The sequence below is a fragment of the Hymenobacter wooponensis genome (assembly GCF_004745865.1).
Lineage (GTDB): Bacteria > Bacteroidota > Bacteroidia > Cytophagales > Hymenobacteraceae > Hymenobacter > Hymenobacter wooponensis.
This window is the reverse complement of the sequence record NZ_SRKZ01000001.1, coordinates 244,097-268,459: the sequence shown is the minus strand read 5'-3', so window position 1 is coordinate 268,459 and position 24,363 is coordinate 244,097. Positions and strand designations below refer to the sequence as shown.

Here is a 24,363-nt window from a genome sequence, read left to right as displayed (position 1 = left end):
TGAGGAGGGGAACTAGTTTTTAGCTCTAGTGGCACTTGAAGTAATCAAAAGGTTCCAGGCAGTCGTCGCACTGGTAGGAGGCTTTGCAGGCGGTGGATCCGAACTGGCTGACCAAGTGCGTATGCTCAGATTTGCAGAGTGGGCAGCGCACGGCAGTATCCTGGCCGAAGAGGTTGAGCACATGGCCGGTAGAGGTGCCATTAACGGGCGCGGCAATACCGTAGGCCTCTAGCTTTTCACGGCCGGCGGCAGTCATCCAATCAGTCGTCCAGGCCGGGCGAAGTTGGTTGTTGATTGTTACCTGCGTGATGCCCTCCGCTAGCAGGCGCAACCGAATATCAGTGGCAATGGTATTCATGGCTGGGCAGCCGGAGTAGGTAGGGGTGATGTTGATAGTCACCTGTTCGCCCGCTACCTGCACGCCGCGCACAATGCCCAAATCCAGAATGCTCAAAACGGGCACTTCAGGGTCGAATACCTCCTCCAGCAATTGCCAGATGCGCTCTTCGGTGGGCATAGGTGTTTCGGCTACCATTTCATACCAGGATAGGTGCGTTGCATGTACTGCAATTCGGCCAGGATATAGCCGAGGTGCTCGGTGTGGCGCCCTTCCTTGCCACCTTTCTGCATGTAGGTTTCGGTGGGTAGGGGAAGGGTAGCTTCCTCAAATACCTTCGCCACGTGCGCCTGCATGGCCGGAATGAGCGTGGCGTAATTGGGTATTAGCCCGAGGCTCTGCAAAGCTTGCTCAGTGGCGGTGGGGTTGGTCAACTCGCCAGAGTAGCGCCACAGGTTGCTGAGGGCTTTCTCCACGCGCTGGCGGCTTTCCTCGGTACCATCACCCAGTCGGATTATCCACTCGGAACTCCATTTGAGGTGGTAGGCGGCTTCCTTCCAGGCTTTTTCCGCAATAGCCGCCAGCCGCTCGTCGGGGCTAGTTTGGAGCTGCTGCAGGAAGTGGTAGTGGAAGTTGTCGAACAGGAACTGCCGCACTACGGTATCGGCAAAGTCGCCGTTGGGCTGCTCAACTAATAGTGGGTTCTGGTACTCAGTGGCGAGGCGCAAAAAGGCTAAGTCGTCCTCCGTTCGGCCCTGGCCTTCCAGCTCGGCGGCATATTGGTAGAGGCTGCGGGTTTCACCTAGCAAGTCCAGCGCAATGTTGGCCATGGCCAGATCCTGCTCCAGAATGGGGCCGTGCCCACACCACTCCGAGAGTCGGTGGCCTAGAATCAGGCTCGTATCGGCAAGCTGCAGCACGTAGCGGAACAACTGCTGCCGTACCTCCGGCGGGTAAGTAGCCAACGAAAGCGTTTCGGATGGGGTGGCTTGCATATCCTCAGGAATTACATGTGCTTAATAGCATCTGGAACCTCGTAGAAGGTAGGGTGCCGGTATACTTTATCGTTGGCGGGGTCGAAGAAGGCGGCAGCATCGTCGGGGTTGGAGGCGTGCACGTGCTTCGATTCTACCACCCAGATGCTAATACCTTCCATCCGACGCGTGTACACGTCGCGGGCGTTCTGGATGGCCATGGCCGCGTCGGCGGCGTGCAGGCTGCCCACGTGCTTATGATCGAGGCCCTGCTTGCTGCGGATAAATACCTCCCACAGAGGCCATTCGTGCTGAGTCATGTGTGGTGAAATGGTGAAGTTGTGAAATGGTGAGTTTCACGTTGGAGTAGGGGAGTGGCCTAGCGTAAGTATAATGCTAGGCTAGCCGTCATGTCGAACTTGTCGAGACATCTTGCGTGCTGACGTTGCAGTGGTAATCCTAGCGTCAGCACGCGAGATGTCTCGACAAGCTCGACATGACGTTCTTAGTTATACTTGATGCGCCGATGAGCGAACTGGCCTAGGCCACTTGCTGAACAGCTTCGGCTTGCTCGGTGCGCTGCTTGCGTTTGGCGGCGTGGGCGAGGGCGGCTTCCCGTACCCAGGCGCCTTCTTCGTGCGCTTTCACGCGGGCACCGAGGCGGTCTTTATTGCACATGCCATTGCCCTTCACCACGTTCCAGAATTCTTCCCAGTCTACCTCGCCGAAGTCGTAGCCGCTTTTGGCCTCGTTCCACTTCAGGTTCGGGTCGGGCACGGTCAGGCCCAGGAACTCGGCCTGGGGTACCATCATGTCCACAAACTTCTGGCGCAGCTCGTCGTTGGTGAAGCGCTTGATGCGCCAGTTCATGCTCTGCGCCGTGTTGGGCGAGTCGGCATCTTTGGGGCCGAACATCATCAGCGTAGGCCACCACCAACGGTTTAGGGCTTCCTGGGCCATGGCTTTCTGCTCGGGGGCACCTTCGCAAAGGGTTTGCATAATCTCAAACCCCTGGCGCTGGTGGAAGCTTTCCTCCTTGCACACCCGCACCATGGCACGGGCATAAGGGCCGTAGGAAGTACGGCACAGCGGCACCTGGTTCAGAATGGCGGCACCATCTACCAGCCAGCCCACCGTGCCCATATCGGCCCAGCTAAGGGTGGGGTAATTGAAGATGCTAGAATACTTAGCTTTACCGGAGTGCAGATCGGCCAGCATTTGGTCGCGAGAGGCACCCAGGGTTTCGGCGGCGCTATAGAGGTAGAGACCGTGACCGGCTTCATCCTGTACCTTTGAAAGCAGAATAGACTTGCGCTTCAGCGAAGGGGCGCGCGTAATCCAGTTGCCTTCTGGCAGCATCCCTACGAGCTCAGAGTGAGCGTGCTGGGAAATCTGCCGGATCAGCGTTTTGCGGTACGCATCGGGCATCCAATCCTTCGGCTCAATGCGCACATCCGCGTCAATGCGGGCCTGAAACTGTTCTTCTTGGGTGAGTTCTAGCGTTTCCATGCCTCTTTAACAAAGGTTAACTAACAATCGTTAGTTAAAAGTAAGGAAAATATTGCGGTTGTTATTCCGAGCATGTGGCGAGTCAAGCCAAGGACGAGGGATCTGGATTAGCTTCTAGGTCAGTAACTCAGATTCCTGCTTCTCTCAGAATGACACTAGGCCACTACTGGTCAAAGTCTACGAGTACTTTCTCCGAGGTGGGCCGAGCCTGGCAGGAAAGGACGTAGCCTTTCGCCACTTCGGTGTCAGAAAGCGAGTAGTTTACGTCCATCTCTACCGTGCCAGACGTTACGCGGCAGCGGCAGGTGCTGCACATGCCGTTTTTGCAGGAATACGGTGCATCCACGCCCATATCCAGCAGCTCGTCCAGAATGGTATTACCGTAGTACGACATCTCCAGTACACGGGTGCTGCCATCTAGCTGCACCGTTACCTGGCTTTTCTTATCGTCTTCGCCCACCGGGTGCAGCTTGGCGGGGCTAGCGGCTTTCTTGGCACCGCCCGCTGAGGTAAACATCTCGAAGTGAATCTTCTCGGGAGCTACACCGGCGCCACTTAGAGCCGCGCGCACACCGTTAATCATTTCCTCGGGGCCGCAAATGAAGGCTTCATCAATCTGCTGAGCCGGCAGAATTTTATCCAGGAACTGCTTGGTCTTGGCCTCATTAATCCGCCCGAAGAGCAGATCGGTGTCTCCTTGCTCGCGGCTTAGGATGTGATAGACGCTCAGGCGACGCAAGAACTTATTTTTCAAGGCCTCAATAGCCTCTTTGAAGATGATAGAGTTACGGCCCCGGTTGCCGTAAATCAGTGTAACCTGGCTCTTGGGCTCTGTAAGCAGGATGGTTTTCACGATGGAAAACACCGGCGTGATGCCGCTACCGGCTGCAAAGGCTACGTAGTGCTTCGCTTGCTCGGGGTGCAGCTCGGTATAGAAGTGGCCTGCGGGAGGCATTACATCCAGCTCTTCACCTACGCGCAGGTTCTCCACAGCTAAGGAAGAAAAGCGGCCTTCCGGCACCTTCTTGATAGCTACCTGCCACTCGCCATCCAGGGGGGTGCTGCAGATGGAGTAGGAGCGACGTAGCTCCTCGCCGTTATGCTCCCTCCTGAACGTGAGGTACTGGCCCTGGGTGAACTTAAACGTATCACGCAGCTCTGCCGGCACGTCCAACGACAGCGTCACGCAGTCGGGCGTTTCCTTATTAATGCGCTTAATTTTTACTTTATGAAATCGACTCATGAGGTGAGTTACCAGAGTAAGAATGGCTAGGGAGGGTGGCTGATCAGGAGTGGTCAGAAGGAAGCACTAGCTCACGTACTTCAATGGGCTGCTGCTGGCCCTTCGCCAAGCCATTGAGCAGGATGGTCATGATGTTTTGCTCCAACTCTTCGCCAGAAATACCACGACCGGGCCGGTACCATAGCTCCACCCAGCGCACCGCCGAGAGAATGGTGAACAGCGCCACCGAAACGTTCACAGGCTGCAATTCGCCCGCGGCAATGCCTTGTTCAATCAGGGCTGCGAAGCCCCGCTCATAGCGCTTGCGGGCATCCTTAAACTGAGTCAGCTTGTCACCCGTCAGATATTTCCAGTCGTTGTTGGCTACGGAAACAGCTGCGCCGTCTTCTATCATCAAATGAATGTGCAGCCGAACCAGCGCTTTGATTTTATCCACGTAGGACGCCTCGGTCTGCTCAATTTGAGCTAGCTGCGAGATATAGGTATTGGAAACGTGAAAGCAGATGTGCTCTAGAATCTCATCCTTGGAATTGATGTGGTTGTACATACTGGCGGCTTCCATGCCAACCTGTGCGCCCAAGTCGCGCATGGACGTACCCCCGAAACCTCGGTCTTTGAACAGCTTAGCAGCTTCCTCAATGATGGTTTGCCGTTTATTGGTCTTTGTTTTCTTAGCCATTGTTGGGTGGAGAGGGCAGGAGGACGGTATACTATATGAGGCGAAGAATGCTGGACGGGTAAGTTTCTTGGGCCATTAGAAGTTGCTACTGAAGTGGCCTAGGCCAGGTTGCGTAGGTCTTTAACTCGGTTCAGCTTGCCGCCTTCGCTGCGGGGTAGCTCGCCAAAACCTAGGAGCGTGACCTTCATGCTCAACCCAATGTTGTCTTTGATTTTCTTGGCGAAAGAGCCCTGTAGCGCCTGCAAGCATTCGTGCTGCGCCATGGCCTCATCCGTTACGGTGTTAAGACCTAGCTCACGCATTAACGTTTGGCTAACCTCTACGTTTACTTCTACCTCATCCATGCTGCCCCGGCGGGAGGCAATAACCTGGTAGTAAGGGCTCACGTGCTCTAGGCCACTCAGAATGTCCTCTACCTGGGTATGGAAGAAGTTTACGCCCCGAATGATGAGCATATCGTCGGACCGCCCCCGGATGGGGCCCATCTTGACGTGGGTGCGGCTCCCCGACTTGTCGTAGTAGATGTTGGTAATATCGTTGGTCCAGTACCGCAGAATGGGCATGGCCTTTTTGGTGAGCGTAGTAAACACCAATACGCCTAACTCCCCTTCAGCTACGGGCTCACCCGTGTCTTTGTCTACTACTTCGGGGTAGAAGTGGTCTTCCCAAATGTAGCTGCCGGTGCCCCGCTCGTTCACATCTTCCTGCGATACGCCGGGGCCCATAATCTCGCTTAGGCCATAGATGTTAGTAGCCTGCACGCCTAGGCCAGTCTCCACTTGCTGACGAATGGTTTCCGTCCAGGGCTCGGCACCCAGCGCGGCATATTGGAGATTGATGGCTTCCCGCGAAATACCGCGGCGCTGCATTTCCTCGGCTAGTACCTGGGCGTAGGAGGGAGTGGCACAAAGGATTTCCGGCTGAAAGTCTTGCAGGAGCTGCAGCTGGCGGTCGGTGCCGCCCCCCGATACGGGGATTACCGTGAGCCCAAGCTTTTCGGCGCCGTAATGGATACCTAGGCCACCTGTAAATAGCCCGTAACCATAGGCATTCTGTAGCTTCATGCCGGGTCGGCAGCCAGCGGCGGCTAAGGAACGGGCTACTACTTCGGCAAATACTCCTAGGTCTGCGGCAGTGTAGCCTACCACGGTAGCTTTGCCCGTGGTGCCGCTGGAGCAGTGCAGGCGGGCTATCTCGCTTTCTGGCACGGCAAAGAGGCCGAAAGGGTAATTGTCGCGGAAATCAGTCTTTTTGGTGAAGCCTAGTTTGGGTAAGTCTTCTAAGCCTTTAAAGGAAGAGGGGTGAACCCCCAAAGCATCTAGCTTCTGCTTGTAAAAGGGGACCCTAGCGTACACGTAAGCTACCTGTTGCTTCAGCCGAGCGTTCTGCAATTCCCGCAGCTTCAGCAGCGGTAGTTGTTCTATCTCAGGGTTGAAAACCATTGGTGTTAGGCGGGAGGATGACGCAAGAACGCTGATAAAAGTAAGTGAACACTCCCGCTGAAACAAACATTCGTTAGTTTTTTATTAAACGCAACAATATCCATAAATGGCCCGTAGGAGGCTGTAATGGCAATAACAAGCGTTAGTATTGATGTATTAGTAAGTGTACACTCACTAAAAAAGTGAATACTTACTTGCATTTAAAAATCTTTGCTTAATATTGTCCCATCAATCAGCTGGCTTATCCCACCAAGGCAACTGACTGATAATTCCCACGCCCGCTTACCCAGGTGTCTCCCACCCCACCTGGACCCAAAATTCCCACCGCCCCGTTTACCCAGATGCTGATCCCACCCATCTGGCGAAATTTGTAGAAAGTCGTGTGGCTCCCCAGCCCAGACGCCAAATTTCTACCTCCTCGCAGCCGGCCGAATTGGACCCCCTCCAGTTCGGCCGGCTTATGGTATATAGGGCCTACGGGTAGCTTTGGGGCTACTCCTTGCTCTTACTACTGTAGGGCGGCCGCGGTTAGTTTTCGACTACGTGGTGCCAAGTGGAGGGTGGAAAGGGCGGCAGGGGCTGTTAGCAGACTGACTATTGAAAGCGTAAATTTTGCTAGATACTGGACAGTAAAATGCCGTATTTACGCAATAGAGGTATTTTAGGGTGCTATATTGAGCCCCAATAGCACAAACTGAACTCCGTCCATGACCAACCGCAAGCAGCACATTGCTCAAACTGCCCTACAGCTTTTTGGGGAAAAGGGCTTTGAACATACCCCCACGCAATTAATTGCCAAGGAAGCGGGAGTGTCTGAAGCCCTTATTTTCAAGCATTTTGGCTCAAAGGAGCAGTTGCTCGATTTCATCATCAAGAAGGGCTACAAGCGTATTATCGAGCAAAACCGGGGCTGGTATGAAGGCCGCGCCCCCCTTGAGTTTGTACACAGCGTAGTAGAGCTGCCCTACAAACTAGTACGTGAAGAGCCCCACTTCTGGAAACTTCAGTCGCGGCTCACTGATAGCGCTACCGCTCAAAAGCAGCACGAGCGTTTCCTGCAGCCGGTACCCGCCCTGCTGCACAACGCCTTCGAAAAGCTAGGGTATAAAGACCCCGCCAAGGAAACCAGCTTGCTGATGCTGCTAGTAGAAGCTCTCTGGAAAATAGAGGTAAATAAAGACGATGATCAAGTCCGGGAAATGCTGGATTTCATTAAGTCTAAGTACCAGCCTCAGAAGTAAGCTAGCTCAAGAAAAATGCTTTGTCTACCCACCAACAAAAAAGCCTCCTGCTGATGCAGGAGGCTTTTTTGTTGGCTTTTATCTAGGGCCTAAAGCGCAAGGGTAAGTTAACTGCTTGCGCATACATTGCTACCGAGAGGGCTAGGTCACCACTGGAAGAGAATCATTGATTTTCAAATAGCTAGAATACTGCACTTCTTATTGAGTAAGTGGCAGAACTCAACCGTTTGGGATGCGTACATGGTTGAGTTGCCCGCCCATGCACAGTGAGCTGAGCTGTATGCGGTCTGTAATACTGCAAGCAGGCTCACAGCGCAGGACTAAGCGAGACGTAAATGTGCTGTTGAATTGGCGGCTGCTAACCGTCTGGTTTATCTGGGGAAGTGGGTGACTGTTTGTGAATTTTGCTTTTATCAACGTTTCTTATGTCTGAGTATTTCCCCAACGATCCGGCGGGCGCTAGGCCCCAGGAGCCACTCCCTGATGATAAGTCGCGGCGGAGCTTTATGAAGCAGGCCGGTGGTATTCTAGGCCTAGCGCTGGCGCCGCCTTTGATAAGCCAGGCAGAACGCCTCACCGCGCTATCGGGTAAGGTGGAAGGGGTTTCGCAGATGCGCCTGAAGGTAAACGGGGCCGTTCGCACTCTGCAGCTGGAGCCACGCGTGACTCTGCTGGATGCTCTATGCGAATACATGGACCTTACGGGCACCAAGAAGGGCTGCGACCACGGCCAGTGTGGCGCCTGCACGGTGCTGGTAGATGGCCGCCGGGTTAACTCCTGCCTCACGCTGGCGGTGATGAGTCAGGGCAAGGAAATAACGACTATTGAGGGGCTGGCGAAAGGAGAGGAGCTGCACCCGATGCAGGCCGCCTTCATCAAGCACGATGGGTTCCAGTGTGGCTACTGCACCTCCGGGCAAATCATGTCGGGCGTGGCCTGCGTGAATGAAGGCCATGCCACCACCGACGCGCAAACGCGGGAGTGGATGAGCGGCAACTTATGCCGGTGTGGGGCCTACCCAAATATTGTGGCGGCTGTGCGTGAAGTGGCAGGCAAAGCGTAGGGCTTGGATGCTGGAGGGTAGACCTGAGACTACAAACTCAGCGCTATGCTCAAGCCAGTTTCAAGTTTAAAATCTCAGTTCTCAGCTCTATTCGATGAACAATTTTGCTTACCAGCAGGCTTCAAAAGCCAAAGACGCCACCGCTATTGTGCGCGACGATAAACAAGCGGCCTACATTGCCGGTGGCACTACGCTGCTAGACCTGATGAAGGCCAACCTGGAGCAGCACTCCCAACTGGTTGACATCAACCTGCTACCCTTCAAAGGCATTGAGAAAACCAACGACGGTTTGCGCATAGGGGCCATGGAGCGCATGAGCGACGTGGGCGAAAACCCCATTGTACAGCAGCAGTTTCCGGCCATTTCAGAATCACTGCTGCTGGCCGCTTCGCCGCAGCTGCGCAACATGGCCAGCATGGGCGGCAACATTCTGCAGCGTACGCGCTGTGGTTACTTCCGCGACCCAGCCTTTCCGTGCAATAAGCGCGTGCCCGGCTCCGGCTGCCCCGCCCTGCAGGGCGACAACCACAACCTGGCTATTCTGGGCGTGAGCGACGCCTGCATTGCCAACTCCTACCCCGGCGACTTATCGGTGGCGTTAGCTGCCTTCGACGCGGTATTGACCCTGGAAAACGCGAAAGGCAAGCAGCGCCGGGTACCCATCACAGAGTTTTATCTGTTGCCCGGCAATACCCCGCAGAAGGAAACCGTGCTCGAACCCGGTGAGCTGATTGTATCTATTACAGTGCCTGCGGCGGCTTACACCCAGCGGTCTACTTACCTGAAAGTACGCGAGCGGTCTAGCTATGCCTATGCCTTGGCCTCGGCCGCGGTAGGCCTAGATGTGCAGGGTGGTTCTATCCGGGCAGCCCGCGTGGCGCTGGGTGGGGTGGGGGCCCAGCCCTGGCGCTCCCGCGAGGCGGAGCAAGTGCTTACCGGCGCGCCAGCCACGGAGGCTACATTCCGGGCGGCGGCGGCCGCTGCTTTGCGTGGGGCTCAACCCCGAGAGCACAACCGCTTTAAAGTGGAGTTGGCCCAGAACACGCTGGTGCAGGCGCTGCAGAAAGTAGCCGGCTAGCAACTCAAACTGTGCCCGCCAGAAAGGTTAAGCAAGGCAAGAAATAGCTGGTACAGCTTCCTCTGCTCTGCAAAGCCACACCTACTAAGACGTAACCTCCTTATGGATATCGAACCAGCATTCTTTGAAACCAACCCGAAAGCCGGCTCGGTGGGCCAGCCGCTAGACCGGGTAGATGGCCGGGCTAAAGTAACCGGCCAGGCAAAGTACTCCGCCGAGTTTAACAACTTACCTGGCTTAGTGCACGCGGTACTGAAGACCAGCGATGTTGCGAAGGGACGGATTCAGAGCATTGATACCAGCGCGGCGCAAAAGGAGCCGGGCGTACTAGCTATCCTGACGCACCAAAACGTGCCCAAGCTCGCTAAAACGCCCAACGATCCGGAAGGCAAGAAGGCCATTGGGGCGCCTATGGGCTTCCTGCCCCTGACCTCCGACCAGGTGCATTACGCCGGGCAGCCGGTAGCCATTATTGTGGCCGATACCTTGGAGCGCGCCCAGCATGCGGCAGCCCTCGTGCGGGTACAGATTGCGGCCGAAAAGCCCTTGGCTTCTTACGTGGACCCTAGAGCAGAGCTGTTTGATCCGCAGAAGGTGCAGGATGGCAAAACCGACGGGCATACCGTACGGGGCAACCCCAAAGCGGCCTTTGCCGCGGCCCCGGTGCAACTCACGCACACCTACACGCACGCCATCAACCACCATAACCCCATGGAGCCCGGTGCCACCACTGCTCACTGGGAAGCGCCCGACCGCCTAACGGTATACGAATCGACGCAGGGCGTAACGCGGACCCAGAAGGCCCTGAGCACCATGCTCGGCCTAGCGGCCGAGCAGGTGCGCGTGGTGACCAAATACCTGGGTGGCGGTTTCGGCTGCAAAGGTTCTACCTGGCCCCACACGGTGCTCACGGTACAAGCGGCTAGGGCAGTAGGGCGGCCGGTGAAACTTTCGCTTACGCGCCCGCAGATGTTTACCAGCATGGGCCACCGGGAAGACCAGACCCAAACGCTGAAAGTTGGGGCAACCAAAGAGGGGAAGCTGCTGGCGCTGATTCACGAGAAAACCTCCACAACCTCACCCTGGGACAACTACGCCGAGCCAAATAGCCGCATCATCAACCTGCTGTATAAATGCCCGGCGTTTGAGTCAACCTACCAGCTAGCGCGTGCCGACGTGATGACCTCCACGTTTACGCGGGCCCCTGGTGAAGCGCCCGGCTCTTTTGCCATTGAGTGCTCCATGGATGATCTGGCCTACCAGGTAGGCCTAGACCCCTTGCAAATCCGGCTGCTGAACTACGCTGACAAAGACTATAGCACCAACAAGCCGTGGAGCAGTAAAAGCCTAAAGCAATGCTACGCCCGTGGGGCCGAACTGTTTGGCTGGAGCAAGCGCAACCCCAAAGCCGGCGAGACTCGCGACGGACGCCTGCTGGTGGGCATGGGTATGGCTACGGCCAGCTACCCCGTGCATAACAACCAAGGCACGGCCCGGGTACGCCTCTATGCCGACGGCCACGCCCTGGTGCAAACTGGCGCCACCGACCTGGGCACCGGCACCTATACCGTTATGACGCAGGTAGCGGCCGATGCGCTGTGGCTTGCGCCGGACAAAGTGCGCTTTGAACTCGGCGACACCAAGCTGCCTACTGCTCCTAACTCTGGCGGCTCGGTGGCGGCGGGCACCGTATCCTCGTCCATCTATATGGCCGCCCAAGACGTGTGGCAGAAGCTCATTAAGCTGGCTACTCAGGACAAGAAGTCGCCGCTGTACCGGGCAAAAGTTGCCGATGTGATGGTCGAAAACGGCCGGATGGTATTGAAAGCTAACAAGGCCAAAGGTGAAGATTACGCGACCTTGATGAAGCGCAACGAAACTGCTGACATCGAGGGAACCGGCAACGGCAAGTATGGGGCCGGCTACGAGTCGGGATTGGCCGCCGGCCCCGCTGATTCGGGCCACCAAGATGATATGGCGGGCCACTCCATGCATTCCTTCGGAGCACATTTCTGCGAAGTGAAAGTTGACCCTGAGTTGGGTACCGTGCGCGTAACCCGATGGGTGAGCGTGCACGCGGCCGGCCGCATTCTCAACGCCAAAACGGCCCGCAGCCAGATTATCGGCGGCAGCATCTTTGGCATTGGCTCCGCGCTGATGGAGCGAACCGTGCGCGACGACCAGTTCGCCCGCTACACCAACGCCAGCCTCGCCGACTACCATATTCCGGTAAATGCCGACATCCCGGACATGACCGTGGAATTCATCGAAGAGCATGACCCCTATATCAACGCCATGGGGGTGAAGGGCATTGGTGAAATCTCGATGGTAGGTGTAGCAGCGGCGGTAGCCAACGCGGTGTACCACGCCACTGGCAAACGTATCCGCAGCTTACCCATTACGCCGGATAAAGTGCTGCAGGCAAAAGCAATGCAAGTATAAAGACGATGCTAAGCGTAATAAAAGCCCCGCTCTCTGATAAGTAGCGGGGCTTTTTAAGCGTGGATGGCTGAAGATAGTGGCCTAGCGAAAATCTGTTTAACAACACATACAGCTTGGTCTGTCTGGGGCATCTGCGGAAGCATGCATGGCCAGCAGAAATCAGGCTATATGGCCACCTTGCTGAGTAATTGCAGATTCAACTTGTGGGGTGTAAACTACGTACTGCGGATAGCTGTTCAGGTGAAACAAGTAGCCTATTTACAGTTCTGCTTTTCTAAGAACCTACGCTACTGCTTGCCCTCTGCCAGCGTTAGCTATTGCATATGACAGAATTACAACGGCTCTTACTGGCCTACGACGAGCACCGCGCCGCTAACCGCGCCTGTGCCTTGGCATCGGTGGTAGATGTGGCGGGCTCGGCTTATCGTAGGCCAGGTGCCCGCATGCTGGTAACCGAAGATGGCCAACTGACGGGGGCCATTAGCGGGGGCTGCCTGGAAGGAGATGCCCGCCGCCGGGCCCGCCAAACCATTCAGCGCGGCAAGCCCACCATTGTAACCTACGACTCCACTGACCCCGATGACGACCTGCAGTTTGGGGCTGCATTGGGGTGCCAAGGCGTAGTACAGATTCTACTGGAGCCGCTTGACTTTCAGAACCCAGATAACCCCCTGGAGTTGCTGCGGCGCTGGGCCGAAGGCGTAGAAGCACCCGCCGTGGTTGCTACCGTCTTCAGCTTAGCAGGCAGTGACGCCCCGGCGCAAATGGGCGAGCGGCTACTGCTAACCTCCGACGGTGCCGTGCAAGGTGGCCTAGCAACTGACTCAGCACTCTACCAAGCTATTCTGGCCGATGCCCAGGCCGCTCTGGCAGCCGGCCAGCCAGCCACGCGCCATTACCCGGCGGGTGCGGTTACGGTGCGGGTGTGCCTGGAAATTCTGCGGCCCCCCGTACGCCTAACAGTGTATGGTGCCGGCAACGATGTGCAGCCTGTAGTACGGCTGGCGAGTGGCCTAGGCTGGCGGGTGCAGGTGCTCGATGGCCGCCCAGCGCAAGCCCAGGCCAACCGTTTCCCCGAAGCGGAGGCCGTACGGGTGGTGCCGCTAGCTCAGGTAGGAGAGGAGCCCCATGATGGCAGCTTTGCCCTGCTCATGACCCACAACTATTACTACGATTTAGCCGTGCTGCGCCACTTGCTTGACGCTCCCACGCGCTACGTAGGCCTGTTGGGTCCTCGCAAGAAATACGACCGGCTACTGACTGACTTGCAAAAAGACTTGCCCGATGCCGCGCAGCGCCTGCAGGGGCGGTTGTACAGCCCCATCGGCTTGAACCTGGGCGCCGAGACGCCGGAGGAAATTGCACTGTCTATCATTGCAGAGATTCAGGCCGTGCTCACTAACCGCCCGGCTAGTTTCTTACGCGACTCCCCGCACCCCATTCACCCCTCATTGCACGCTGATGGCCCGCTCATCGCCGACGGCCGCGTTGATGCAGTATGTGAACTCTAACCCGCTGGTCTGTAGGCAAGAAAAGCTTATTCATGGCTACCGTGAGTTGACTAGCATGCAGTATTACGGGTTAACGCATACGCAAAACTGGCCTAGCAACGACCTGCCTATACGTAAAGCCAACCCAGGCTTGTAGGATAAGTATCTCTTTACCCGCTCGCACCCATGCCTGCCATTATTCTGTTAGCTGCTGGTTCCTCTTCCCGGTTGGGGCGGCCTAAACAGCTGCTGGCATATCAGGGGAAAACGTTGTTGCGCCGGGCCGCGGAAACGGCTGTGGCTGCCGCGGCCGGAGCACCCGTGCTTGTAGTGACGGGCGCTTTGCACGAAGAGCTATTGCCAGAACTAGCCAACTTACCGGTGGTTGCGGTGCATTGCGCCAACTGGGCACAGGGAATGGGCGCCTCCATAAAGTATGGCCTAGCAGTGCTGGAAAGCATATGTGCCGCTTGGAAAAGCCTCCTTATCCTCCTCTGCGACCAGCCCTACGTAACGCCCGCGCTTCTGTGCCAGCTGGAAGATACCTACGCTGCTTCCGGCCAACCTATTATCGCTTCAGAGTATGGGGGTGTTCGGGGAGTACCCGTATTCTTCAGCTTAGAAGCGGTGCCGCTGCTTCGGCAGTTGCCATCAGGCGCAGGAGCGGGCCAGTTGCTGAAGCAACACCCGGAGCTTGTAGCTACGGTTGCTTTCCCGGAGGGGGCAATAGATGTGGATACCGAAGAGCAATACGCTGCCCTGTTGACTAATGCCGCCCAGAGTGAGCATCTGGCCTAACAATTAGCAGGGCCACCAACTGAAACCAAGCACAAACGGCCTGTTAAGCTACAGAGATAATAGTATCCTAAAATAACTCAGCAACCGCAACCGCGGAATCCCGTTATCTTGCCCGGTGCTCACACCTCAACTGTTGCTTCTATGACTACTGCCTCGGCTTCGGCTGCTACGCCGGATGCCTCTTTTGACGCCATCCCCAAGGACGACAAGCGCATCACCCGCGGCTGGACGTTCTACGACTGGGCCAACTCCGTGTATCCGCTGGTAATCACCAGCTCCATCTTCCCGATCTATTGGGGCGCCATCACCAAAACGCTGAGCCCCAAAACCGACGTTGTCAACTTCCTGGGGTTTGAAGTGCCGGGGTCTTCATTGCTGACGTACGCTATTTCTGCGGCCTTCCTGCTGGTAGCCCTAGTGAGCCCCTTCCTTACCTCGCTGGCTGACTTTTCAGGGCGCAAGAAGCTGTTCATGCAGATCTTCTGCTACATCGGGGCCGCCTCCTGCGCAGCGTTGTTCTTGTTTACTCCTGATACGCTCACGCTCAGTACGTTCATATTCATCTCGGCTACCTTCGGGTTTTCGGGGTCTATTGTATTCTACAACAGCTATTTGCCCCTTATTTCATCGGAAGAGCAGTACGATTCTCTTTCTGCCCGGGGCTTTTCCATGGGCTATATCGGCTCCGTAGTATTGCTGATAATATGCTTGGTCATCAACCAATTCCCCAACCTGGTGGGCATTGATGCCTCTACGCCGGAAGGGGCCCGGTTACCAGCTCGTATCTCGTTTCTACTGACGGGTATCTGGTGGGCTGGTTTTGCGCAGATTCCGTTCTTCACCCTGCCCGCCGACCCTGGCCGTAGTGCGAATGCAACTGCCGGTGCTGACGATTCGGGTTGGCTGCTGAACGGTTTCCGGGAGCTAGGCAAAGTGTGGGACCAGCTCAAGCAGCTTCCCAACCTGAAGCGTTTTCTGCTAGCCTACTTCACCTACAATATGGGAGTGCAAACGGTGATGTACGTGGCCACCATTTTCGGCGACAAAGAGCTGCACCTCGAAAGCACCGCGCTCATCATTACTATCCTGCTGCTGCAAGTGGTAGGCATTTTAGGAGCCTACTTGTTTGCCAAGCTGTCTGAGCGCATCGGTAATACACGGGCCTTAAGCTGGTCGGTGTTCATCTGGATGTGCATCTGCGTGGCCGGCTACTTCGTGCAGGCGGGCTGGAGCTTTTACGCGCTGGCTTCCGTAATTGGCCTTACCATGGGCGCCATTCAGAGTCTCTCGCGCAGTACGTATTCCAAAATTATCCCCGAAAATACTCCCAATACCGCTGCCTTCTTCAGCTTCTTCGATGTTACGGAAAAGCTCAGCATTGTAATTGGCACGGCCGTCTTTGGCATCATCGCCCAGATTACGGGCTCTATGCGCAATAGCATCCTGTCTCTGATTGTGTTCTTCATTCTAGGCCTGTTGTTCCTGCTGACCTTGCGCGGCAAAAAGCTGCGCGATGAGCAGACCCCAGAAGTAGCTGCCGTTGGTCCGCCACCGGCTACACCCAACGTGGGGATGCCTGCCACGAAAGGCTAGGCCTATCAACAACGACCAGTCTGAGGCAGCATATAAGTGCAAAAGCCCGCTTCCGTTAGGAGCGGGCTTTCTCTTGCCCAGCCAAACCTAAACTTTAGCTAACAGTTACCCTTAGCAATACTCCACCCTTTACTCTGCTCTATGGAAGCTCAGACCACCTCTCTCCAGACCGCCCTCAGTCAAGAACTGAAACACGAATTGCAGCTCACGCGCCGCTTGCTTGAGCGGGTACCCACGGAGCAATTCGGCTGGCAACCGCACCCCAAATCCATGAAAATCGGTACGCTGGCTTCTCACATGGCCAACTTGGTGGGTTTCCTGGAAATGTCGTTGCAAGGTCCCGAAACGGACGTTACCACATTCAAGTTTCCTGAATCACCCACTACTACCGATGAGGTACTACGCCGCTTCGATGTGAACGGGGAGAACATCCACAAGGCTCTAGGCCAGGTTGATGACGTGACTTTCTACGACTTCTGGACCATGCGTCGTGGCGAGCAAGTACTCATGAAGCTGCCGCGCGCCGCTGTAGCCCGCACGATGGTTCTCAACCACCTCATCCACCATCGCGGCCAGCTCTCGGTGTACTTGCGCTTGCTTGACATCCCAGTGCCCGCCATCTACGGCGGCTCTGCCGACGAAGCACCCCAGCGCTAACGCAAAACCTTATTAAGCACAACGGCCCGCCATCCTTACAAAGGATGGCGGGCCGTTGTGCTGTAGGCCAGTTTACTTCGCCTGAAACACTTGCTCGCCAGCAATCCAGGTCTGCTGCACTTTGGCATTGCGAAGTTGCTCTTTGGGAGCCTCCAGCAAGTCAATGCCCAGCAGGACGAAGTCGGCCGCCATGCCGGGTTTAATGCTGCCTTTCTGCTTATCCTCGAAGGCGGCGTGGGCGGCCCAGGTGGTCATGCCGCGCAGGGCATCGGGGCGGCTCAGGGCATTTTCCATCTGGAAGCCGCCGGCCGGGTAGTTCTTGGCATCCTGCCGGGCCACGGCCGAGTGGAAGCCATAGAGGGGGTTGATGTCTTCCACCGGGAAGTCGGAGCCCAGGGCTACTTGCCCGTATTGCTTGCGCAGGTCGTTGAAGGCATACGCAGTTTTCAGGCGCTCTTGGCCTAGCCGCTCCCCGGCCCAGTACATATCAGAAGTGGCGTGGGTGGGCTGCACCGAGGGCACAATACCATATTGCCCAAACTTTGGCACATCAGCCTTGCTCACTACCTGGGCGTGCTCAATGCGCCAGCGCCGGTCTTTCTGGCCCTTCAGCGCCTCGCCGTAAATATCCAGCAGCAGCCGGTTGCTGGAGTCGCCGATAGCGTGGGTGTTCATCTGAAACTTGCTAGCGGCCAGTTGCTGGGCCAGCTTGCGGTAATCAGCAATAGAGGAGAGCAGGAAGCCAGTTTCCTTTGGCTTGTCGGAGTAGGGGTGGAGCAGGCAGGCCCCGCGGGAGCCAAGCGCCCCGTCGGCGTATACCTTGAATGAGCACACGGTCAGCCGGTCCTTGAATACCGGTCCGTTCTTAAGGTAGAAATCGAGGTTCTCCTTGGTCGGCGCCAGCATGGTGTAGAGACGCACCTTCAGCTTGCCTTGCTGCTGCAGGGCATCTATCCGGTCTACGTTACCTTTGTCGAGGCCCGCATCGGCGAGGCTGGTGAGGCCTACGGCCACGCAGTTCTTCTGGGCTTGCAGCAGGGCGGCATCCGCTTCGGCCGCCGTGGGCTCCGGAATCTTGCCCGATACCAGCCGCACCGCGTTATCCACGAGTAGGCCAGTCAGGTTGCCCCGCGCATCGCGGGTAATGGTGCCGCCGCTAATGGGCGTGTTCTTTGTCACGCCCGCCAGGTCCAGCGCTTTCTGGTTGACTAGGGCGGCGTGCCCGTCTACCCGCACAATGAACACGGGCGTGTTCGGGAAGAGAGCATCAAGCGTGTCTTTCGTCGGGAATTGCTTGCTAGGCCAGTCGTTCTGGTCCCAGCCCCGGCCGGTAATCCAGGCGGCTTGCGGGTACTGCTGGCGTTGCGCCTGCAGCTTCTGCACCACCGCTCCCCACGACTCCGTGCCCACCAGATCAGCGTCGCGTAGGCCCAGGGCGTAACGGTAGAAGTGGCAGTGGGCGTCATAAAAGCCAGGATACACAAACTGCCCCTGGGCATCTACTTCCTTTTCCGCCTGAAACTTCCCGCGGATATCATCGGCGGAGCCCACGCCCACAAACTTACCGTCCTTCACCGCAAAAGCCTGCGCCTTACTGAAGGTGGAGTCTACGGTGTACACCGTGGCATTGTACACGATAAGGTCGGCGGCTTGGCGGCTGGTGGTCTGGCAGCCGGCAACACTCCCGAGCAACGGGAGCAGGGTGAGGAGTCGAAAACGAGTCATGCGGCGAAGGTACGCAACGCGCTTGCCTGCGCAATCACCAGATTTAGCGAGCCACCGACTCTAGCTGCTGATAATGCTGCAGCCACTCCAGCGCCGGTTTCTCTTCCGTAAAGCGCTGCAGAATATACGGCCGGCCCTCCTCTGGCGGGGCTAGCGGCGGGATAGAAGAATCAGCCAGGACGCCTGCCAGTTGGTTTGGCGCCATCAGGAAGGCAATGAAGGTAGTGCGGCCCAAGCGAGGATAGAGCTGTGGATAAAACTCTTCCAGCATCCAGTGAACATCCAGGGAGTCAATGCTGGAGCGGCGCCGGATGTCAACCAGCCAGTAGCGGCACTGACGTTCGGCGGCGATATCCAGCATAGCTTGATAACCTCGGTGCAGCTCAAATGGCATCACCGACCGCAGCCAGCGCGCCGTGAGCAGATTTTGTTCTGAGGTAGATGATACGGTAAGATAATTCGAGTCAAAAAGGCCCATTGGGAAAGACGATTGAAACCAAGAGCCAGTACTACCTCCTCCGTCTTGGCAACGCAACTGATGAGCTTGTAATGTAGGGTATTCAGCTCAGGCTTCAAGGTAGGAGTTAATAGGAGAGTTGTAAAATTTTGCATGAGCCTTAAAACAATAATAATCAACCCAGCAGATCAGTAAGAGCACAGGGTACTTCTGGCGGTTAGTACTATAACGTTGCGTTGCAGAAGAGGCAAGCACGAGGTAGACCACCGGTGACCATGGGGCACAAAAAAGCCCGGGCGCAGGCGCTCGGGCTTTTTTCTAGAACAGCAAGCTAGCTTCTACTCAAAGCGCATGTGCTTAACTGACTCGCCGGAGTTCTTTAGCTCCATCAGCGACTCAATCCCGATCTGCAGGTGAGAATTCACAAAGTCGGAGGTTACCTTTTTGTCGCTCTCAGACGTTTTCACGCCTTCGGGCGTCATGGGGTTGTCGCTCACGAGCAGCAGCGCACCGTGCGGAATCTCATTCACGAAGCCAACCGTGAAGATGGTAGCCGTTTCCATATCCACGGCCATGGCCCGGATCTGACGCAGGTACTCCTTGAAGTTCTCGTCGTGCTCCCACACGCGGCGGTTGGTGGTGTACACCGTGCCGGTCCAGTAATCTTTCTCGTGCTTCTTAATCATCGAAGACACGGCGCGCTGCAAGCGGAACGACGGCAATGCCGGAATCTCAGCGGGCAGGTAGTCATCGGAAGTACCCTCGCCACGAATAGCCGCGATAGGCAAAATCAGGTCGCCGAGTTTGGTCTTGTTTTTCAGACCACCGCATTTGCCCAGAAAGAGAGCTGCCTTAGGTTTCACGGCCGAAAGCAGGTCCATCACGGTAGCGGCCATGGGCGAGCCCATGCCAAAGTTAATGATGGTGATGCCGTTGGCGGTGGCAGTTTGCATGGGCTTATCGAGGCCCCGCACTTCTACGCCGAACTGCTCGGCAAACATATTCACGTAGTTGAGGAAGTTGGTCAGCAGAATGTACTGGCCAAATTCCTTGAGTGGTACGCCGGTGTAGCGGGGCAGCCAGTTCTCGACAATGTCGGATTTAGTCTTCATAGGCAATTAAAATGTGTAAAGGTTAGGGAGAGACAGGGAAAGCAGTAGATACGTAAAAACAGTATTCACTTCCGACTATCTTTTTCCATTGGATACAAAAAAACCGTCGGAACCCGGGAGGGTACGACGGTACGGGGCGAAAAGCGGGAACTGAAGTCCTGGGCCGTACCTTTGGAGGTGATGCAAGAGTTGAACCTGCCGCCTTTCGAATACAAAGTTACGAAATCCAGCGAAAATTTGCTGATCTGGGATGTATTACGCCGCAAACAAGTAGTACTAACCCCCGAAGAATGGGTTCGGCAGCATGTGGTCCATTACCTCATCAACCACCGCGGCTACCCCAAAGGCTTGCTTTCCCTGGAGCGCGGGCACCGCTACAACCAGCGCCAAAAGCGCACCGACCTCTGTGCCCTCGGCCCTGATGGCCAGCCCCTGCTGCTAGTGGAGTGCAAAGCACCGTCCGTGGCCATAACTGCTGCCGTAGCCATGCAGGCTGCCACCTATAATCAAACCATCGGTGCCTCGCTGCTACTACTAACTAATGGCCTGCAGCATTTCTGCTGGCGCGTGAATTTTGAGCAGCGCACCAACGAGCGCCTCCTAGAAGTGCCAGCTTACGGTGATTTATTGCTTGAGTAATTGAGTAAAGTGGCCTAGCCACCTTACTGCTTGTATAATTTGTTATCTACTAAGCCATTCGTGAAGAACTGCGTGCAGGCCTTCAGCTCGTTGCCATAGGAGCGCAGCTTTTCAGGGTCGGGGTGGGCTAGGGGGCTGGCGGGCATGGAGTGCGTACGGTACGGGTAGAGCCGGACTTGGCTGTCAGGCGTCAACTCGGTTACATAGTCGTGGTGCACGAGGTAGTGTGAGCCACCGCTTAGAAACAAGGCGCGGCCGCCGGTGCCCGAGTCGAAAACGGAATAACCAAAGGGCAGCAGTTGGTGCGGAGCAGCTATGCCCAAGTAATCCAGCACCGTGGCTGGCACATCGGCTTGCTGAGTGATACGGTGGACATCAGCGGCCGGTAGAGTACCGCCGGGGTGAAAGAGCAGTAGGGGCGTTTTGTAGCTGCCGAGCAGGTTCTGATAGTCACGCCGTAAAGTTTGCGAAGTATGGTCGGCGAGTAGGATGAACAACGTATGCTGGTACCAGGGCTGCCGCGAGGCCATTTTGAAAAACTGCCGCAACGCAAAGTCGGTGTAGCCGATGGAGGCGTGAATGGGTAGCTTGCCCCGGCTGAACTTGCCTTTGTACTTGGCAGGCACCGGGAAAGGCTCATGCGAAGTCAGGGTAAATACCGTGGAGAAGAAGGGCTCGGGCTGTTTGGTGAGCTGCTGCGCAAAGTATTGCAGGTACGGCTCGTCAAAAATGCCCCAGTGCCCGTCGAAATCGGGGCTTTTGGCACCGCCGGGGTATTCCGTCAGGCCATAGTATTTCTGAATGCCCGTAATACCCGAAAAGGTATTAAAGCCCATGGTGCCGTTTTGGGCTCCGTGGTAGACTGAGGTAGCATAACCCTGCTTGCCCAGCAGCTCACCCAGGCCATGGAGCTCATCGGTCTGGAAGTTGGAGGTGATGAATGGGCTCTCCATGAGCGAGGGTAAACCCGCCAGCACCGCCGGCAGCGCCTCAATGGAGCGGCGGCCATTAGCGTAGTGCTCCCGAAAGAAAAGGCCCTGCGTGGCCAGCGAATCGAAAAATGGCGTGTAGCCGCGGCCGCCGTTTTCAATACCATTATACTCGGAGGCGAAGCTCTCGACCAGCAGTATCACCACGTTATCACGTGGGGCTTTAGGGCGAGGGGCTGGTACTCGGGCAGCCAGAGCGGCCTGCAACTTCTGCGGGGAAGAGAAGTAGTCTAAACGCTCAACGGGCTCGTAGCCCAGACTTTTTAGAAAGGTGAAGGTACTGTTCAGAGCCAAGTGGCCTAGCACTGGGGGCGTCTGCATAAAAGCATGGCCGGTACGCAGGGGCTTAAGCTGTAGGCCACCCCGGATACCCAATACCGCCAGACCCGCCACCACAATAAGCTCTAGGCCAGTCCGCAGGATACTCCGCGAGGTACGAGGCTGTTGATAATACGCTGCCTCCGTTGGGCTGGGCATAGGGTACAGGTACCAGAGCAACCCAAACAGAGCCGCAAACGGAATCAGCAGAAACCAATAGTGGCCTACGAGCTGCCCCGCCTGTCGCTCAATGTCGCCAGTAATAGTGAACAACTCGTCGCTGGTGCGCCGCCCGATAAACTTGAAATATTGGGTGTCAATCAGGTTGAGTGCCATGCCTGTGGCGTTCAGCGTCAGGTACACGCCCCGTAAAGTGCGCTGCCAGGTGCGCCCAAAGTTGGGCACCAGGGACAGCGCCAGAAACGGAATATTCAGCAGCAGCAGCGCCGAAATATCAAAGCGGAAGCCATGCCAGAAAGCCAGCAGAACCTGACTGATAGTGGCCTCCTGGAAAACCGTTTGGTTTGCCAGGTAGAAGGCCAACCGCAGTAGCAGGTAGACCCCCAGCAGTAGCAGGAACCGACGAAGCAGCAGGCGCAGAACGGGAGAGAGCATCAGCGCAAGTAACGGTTATTCCTGAAGAGGCTTGAGTTGCAGATGTTGACCGTCGGGCAGGTTCTTGATTTGGCGGTATAAGTCGGCCAGCCAGGCCAGGCGAGCGGCCACGCTTTGCGGCTGCACTCGGGGCTTTTGCTGGGCCGTTTCAATGCACAACGGCGGAAACAGGCTTAGCAGTTGGCCGGGTTGCAACACACCGCCACGTTGCTGGAATGCCCGCAGCGGCTCCATGCCCAGCGCATCCAGTGGGAATTTCTCAGCCCCGAACAGGAAGTGTTTGAAGTCTACCTCTAGGTCGGCCAGCTCCCCGGTTTCAGTGTCCAGAAAGAGCACAGCATCGCCGCGGAGCAGGAATTGGTTGCCCACGCAGTCTTGCGCAAACGGGATGTCGGTTTCTACCACCGTATCGTAGGTGCGCCAGAAAGCGTTTTCGCCTTGCCATACTTCAGCAAGGGAATGCCAGGAGGGCTCCGACACGCAGCCGCGGATGTGTAGGCCACCGAAGTAGGCCACCACGCCGTTCTGCTCGCGCAGGAAGGCTTGCAGGTAGGAGGGAAGGCGGGCAAAGCTTACGAGGTCCGTTAGTTCGCCACCGGTAAATAGGATGCCTTTCATAAGGGAGGAGCGCGAAGCTCCAGCTTCGTCGCGTTGCGTAGAACAGCTGCCAATGGCGGCTGTTCTACCAGAATATTAACCAAGAAACGCCAAGCTGGAGCTTCGCGCTACAGAAAAAGCCTCCCCGACCATCAGGCCGGGAAGGCTTTTCTACTTAGAGGCTACTGAAGTTGCTTACGCAACAGCGCCTTCCATTACGGAGTCAACCGTCTCCAGGGGCAGGCCCCAGGCTTCGGCTACACCTTTGTACACAACTTTGCCGTGCACCACGTTCAGGCCGAGGCGCAGAGCCTCGTCGCGACGGCAGGCTTCCTGCCAGCCCAGGTTAGCCAGCTTCACGGCGTAGGGCAGCGTAGCGTTGGTCAGAGCCAAGGTAGAAGTGTACGGCACAGCACCGGGCATGTTAGCTACGCAATAGTGCACGATGTCGTCGATGATGAAGGTGGGGTTCTCGTGGGTGGTAGGCTTGCAAGTCTCGATGCAACCACCCTGATCCACGGCCACGTCAACCAGCACAGTGCCGGCCTTCATGGTCTTAAGCATGTCGCGGGTGATGAGGTGGGGAGCCTTAGCACCCGGAATCAGCACTGCGCCAATGATGAGGTCAGCGGTTTTGATGGCTTCGCGGATGTTGTACTCGTTGGAGTACTGCGTTACCACGTTCTTGGGCATGAAGTCGTCCAGCTCGCGCAGACGGTTCAGGCTGATGTCCATGATGGTTACCTGAGCACCCAGGCCAGCAGCAATTTTAGCCGCTTGCGTGCCCACGATGCCAGCACCCAACACCAGTACTTCGGCGGGCTTCACACCGGGTACGCCACCCAGCAAAATGCCACGGCCTTTCAGGGGCTTCTCCAGGTACTTAGCACCTTCCTGGGGTGCCATGCGGCCAGCCACTTCGCTCATCGGGATGAGCAGGGGCAGGGCGCGCGAGGGTAGCTCTACCGTTTCGTAGGCCAGGCAAACCGCTTTGCGCTCAATCATGGCGTGAGTCAGCTCCTCGCCCGAGGCAAAGTGGAAGTAGGTAAACAGCAGTTGATTTTCCTTGATGAGGGGGTATTCCGAAGCAATCGGCTCCTTCACCTTCACAATCATTTCAGCCTTGGCATACACATCCTCAATAGTGGGAAGGATGGTAGCGCCAGCCTGCTCGTACTCGGCATCCTGGAAGCCGCTGCCCAAGCCAGCCGTAGCCTGCACGTACACATCGTGACCGTGCTTACGGAATTCAGCTACGCCGGCAGGCGTGAGGCCTACCCGGTTTTCGTTGTTCTTAATTTCTTTTGGTACGCCGATTAGCATGGCTTGAAGCGAAGGGTGAAGGTGGGTGGATGATAGCGCTC

At 56.6% G+C, this 24,363-nt stretch carries 22 protein-coding genes; 9 read left to right on the top strand and 13 right to left on the bottom strand.

All coding sequences use genetic code 11. From position 1 onward, the window contains the following. Positions 1-25 precede the first annotated feature (25 nt). The 7 genes from paaD to EU557_RS00995 all read right to left on the bottom strand — a co-directional run bounded on the left by paaD (position 26) and on the right by EU557_RS00995 (position 6,184). Positions 26-517, bottom strand: coding sequence for a 1,2-phenylacetyl-CoA epoxidase subunit PaaD (gene paaD, locus EU557_RS01025; RefSeq protein ID WP_135528566.1), 492 nt, complete (start codon positions 515-517; stop codon positions 26-28). Between the two features lie 11 nt (positions 518-528). Then, positions 529-1,332, bottom strand: a complete 804-nt coding sequence (gene paaC / locus EU557_RS01020) for a 1,2-phenylacetyl-CoA epoxidase subunit PaaC (RefSeq protein ID WP_135528565.1) — start codon at positions 1,330-1,332, stop codon at positions 529-531. Positions 1,333-1,343: 11 nt separating this feature from the next. Next, complete coding sequence (gene paaB, locus EU557_RS01015) at positions 1,344-1,631, bottom strand: 1,2-phenylacetyl-CoA epoxidase subunit PaaB (protein ID WP_135528564.1); 288 nt, start codon at positions 1,629-1,631, stop codon at positions 1,344-1,346. A gap of 220 nt (positions 1,632-1,851) precedes the next feature. After that, the gene (paaA, locus tag EU557_RS01010) at positions 1,852-2,820 is read right to left on the bottom strand and encodes a 1,2-phenylacetyl-CoA epoxidase subunit PaaA (RefSeq protein ID WP_135528563.1); all 969 of its coding nucleotides are present in this window, start codon (positions 2,818-2,820) and stop codon (positions 1,852-1,854) included. Positions 2,821-2,983: 163 nt separating this feature from the next. Beyond that, entirely contained in the window at positions 2,984-4,063 is a 1,080-nt protein-coding gene (gene paaE / locus EU557_RS01005) for a 1,2-phenylacetyl-CoA epoxidase subunit PaaE (RefSeq protein ID WP_135528562.1), read from the bottom strand. Positions 4,064-4,106: 43 nt separating this feature from the next. Beyond that, the gene (locus EU557_RS01000) at positions 4,107-4,742 is read right to left on the bottom strand and encodes a TetR/AcrR family transcriptional regulator (protein ID WP_135528561.1); all 636 of its coding nucleotides are present in this window, start codon (positions 4,740-4,742) and stop codon (positions 4,107-4,109) included. 98 nt (positions 4,743-4,840) lie between these two features. Then, on the bottom strand, positions 4,841-6,184 hold the full coding sequence (locus EU557_RS00995) for a phenylacetate--CoA ligase (protein WP_135528560.1): 1,344 nt from the start codon (positions 6,182-6,184) through the stop codon (positions 4,841-4,843). A gap of 707 nt (positions 6,185-6,891) precedes the next feature. Here EU557_RS00995 and EU557_RS00990 point away from each other — a divergent pair. The 8 genes from EU557_RS00990 (at position 6,892) to EU557_RS00955 (ending at position 16,547) form a co-directional block, all read left to right on the top strand. Beyond that, positions 6,892-7,425 carry a TetR/AcrR family transcriptional regulator gene (locus tag EU557_RS00990; RefSeq protein ID WP_135528559.1) on the top strand — a complete coding sequence of 178 codons (534 nt, stop codon included), beginning with the start codon at positions 6,892-6,894 and terminating at the stop codon, positions 7,423-7,425. Positions 7,426-7,850: 425 nt separating this feature from the next. Further along, positions 7,851-8,489: a (2Fe-2S)-binding protein gene (locus tag EU557_RS00985; RefSeq protein ID WP_135528558.1), complete on the top strand. Its 639-nt coding sequence runs from the start codon at positions 7,851-7,853 to the stop codon at positions 8,487-8,489. A gap of 94 nt (positions 8,490-8,583) precedes the next feature. After that, entirely contained in the window at positions 8,584-9,567 is a 984-nt protein-coding gene (locus EU557_RS00980) for an FAD binding domain-containing protein (RefSeq protein ID WP_135528557.1), read from the top strand. Positions 9,568-9,669: 102 nt separating this feature from the next. Next, positions 9,670-12,009, top strand: a complete 2,340-nt coding sequence (locus EU557_RS00975) for a xanthine dehydrogenase family protein molybdopterin-binding subunit (RefSeq protein ID WP_135528556.1) — start codon at positions 9,670-9,672, stop codon at positions 12,007-12,009. A gap of 323 nt (positions 12,010-12,332) precedes the next feature. After that, entirely contained in the window at positions 12,333-13,520 is a 1,188-nt protein-coding gene (locus EU557_RS00970; RefSeq protein ID WP_135528555.1) for an XdhC family protein, read from the top strand. 165 nt (positions 13,521-13,685) lie between these two features. Beyond that, positions 13,686-14,297 carry a nucleotidyltransferase family protein gene (locus EU557_RS00965; protein WP_135528554.1) on the top strand — a complete coding sequence of 204 codons (612 nt, stop codon included), beginning with the start codon at positions 13,686-13,688 and terminating at the stop codon, positions 14,295-14,297. Between the two features lie 141 nt (positions 14,298-14,438). Then, complete coding sequence (locus EU557_RS00960; RefSeq protein WP_135528553.1) at positions 14,439-15,890, top strand: MFS transporter; 1,452 nt, start codon at positions 14,439-14,441, stop codon at positions 15,888-15,890. 141 nt (positions 15,891-16,031) lie between these two features. After that, the gene (locus EU557_RS00955; protein ID WP_135528552.1) at positions 16,032-16,547 is read left to right on the top strand and encodes a DinB family protein; all 516 of its coding nucleotides are present in this window, start codon (positions 16,032-16,034) and stop codon (positions 16,545-16,547) included. A 72-nt stretch (positions 16,548-16,619) separates the two neighbouring features. Here the strand turns inward: EU557_RS00955 and EU557_RS00950 are convergent, their stop codons facing one another. The 3 genes from EU557_RS00950 to EU557_RS00940 all read right to left on the bottom strand — a co-directional run bounded on the left by EU557_RS00950 (position 16,620) and on the right by EU557_RS00940 (position 19,841). Then, positions 16,620-18,272, bottom strand: a complete 1,653-nt coding sequence (locus tag EU557_RS00950) for an amidohydrolase (RefSeq protein WP_135528551.1) — start codon at positions 18,270-18,272, stop codon at positions 16,620-16,622. A 43-nt stretch (positions 18,273-18,315) separates the two neighbouring features. Beyond that, positions 18,316-18,750, bottom strand: a complete 435-nt coding sequence (locus EU557_RS00945) for a hypothetical protein (protein WP_135528550.1) — start codon at positions 18,748-18,750, stop codon at positions 18,316-18,318. A 317-nt stretch (positions 18,751-19,067) separates the two neighbouring features. Further along, the gene (locus EU557_RS00940; protein ID WP_135434453.1) at positions 19,068-19,841 is read right to left on the bottom strand and encodes an AMP nucleosidase; all 774 of its coding nucleotides are present in this window, start codon (positions 19,839-19,841) and stop codon (positions 19,068-19,070) included. 180 nt (positions 19,842-20,021) lie between these two features. Between EU557_RS00940 and EU557_RS00935 the strand changes: the two genes are divergently transcribed. Then, positions 20,022-20,480, top strand: coding sequence for a type I restriction enzyme HsdR N-terminal domain-containing protein (locus tag EU557_RS00935; protein ID WP_135528549.1), 459 nt, complete (start codon positions 20,022-20,024; stop codon positions 20,478-20,480). A 23-nt stretch (positions 20,481-20,503) separates the two neighbouring features. Here EU557_RS00935 and EU557_RS00930 read toward each other — a convergent pair whose 3' ends face one another. From EU557_RS00930 to ald, 3 genes are all read right to left on the bottom strand, one after another. After that, positions 20,504-22,402, bottom strand: a complete 1,899-nt coding sequence (locus EU557_RS00930; RefSeq protein ID WP_135528548.1) for an LTA synthase family protein — start codon at positions 22,400-22,402, stop codon at positions 20,504-20,506. 15 nt (positions 22,403-22,417) lie between these two features. Next, positions 22,418-23,020 carry an SMI1/KNR4 family protein gene (locus EU557_RS00925; RefSeq protein ID WP_135528547.1) on the bottom strand — a complete coding sequence of 201 codons (603 nt, stop codon included), beginning with the start codon at positions 23,018-23,020 and terminating at the stop codon, positions 22,418-22,420. A gap of 174 nt (positions 23,021-23,194) precedes the next feature. After that, positions 23,195-24,322 (bottom strand): alanine dehydrogenase, encoded by a 1,128-nt coding sequence (gene ald / locus EU557_RS00920; RefSeq protein WP_135528546.1) that lies wholly within the window; start codon positions 24,320-24,322, stop codon positions 23,195-23,197. Between the last annotated feature and the right edge of the window lie 41 nt (positions 24,323-24,363).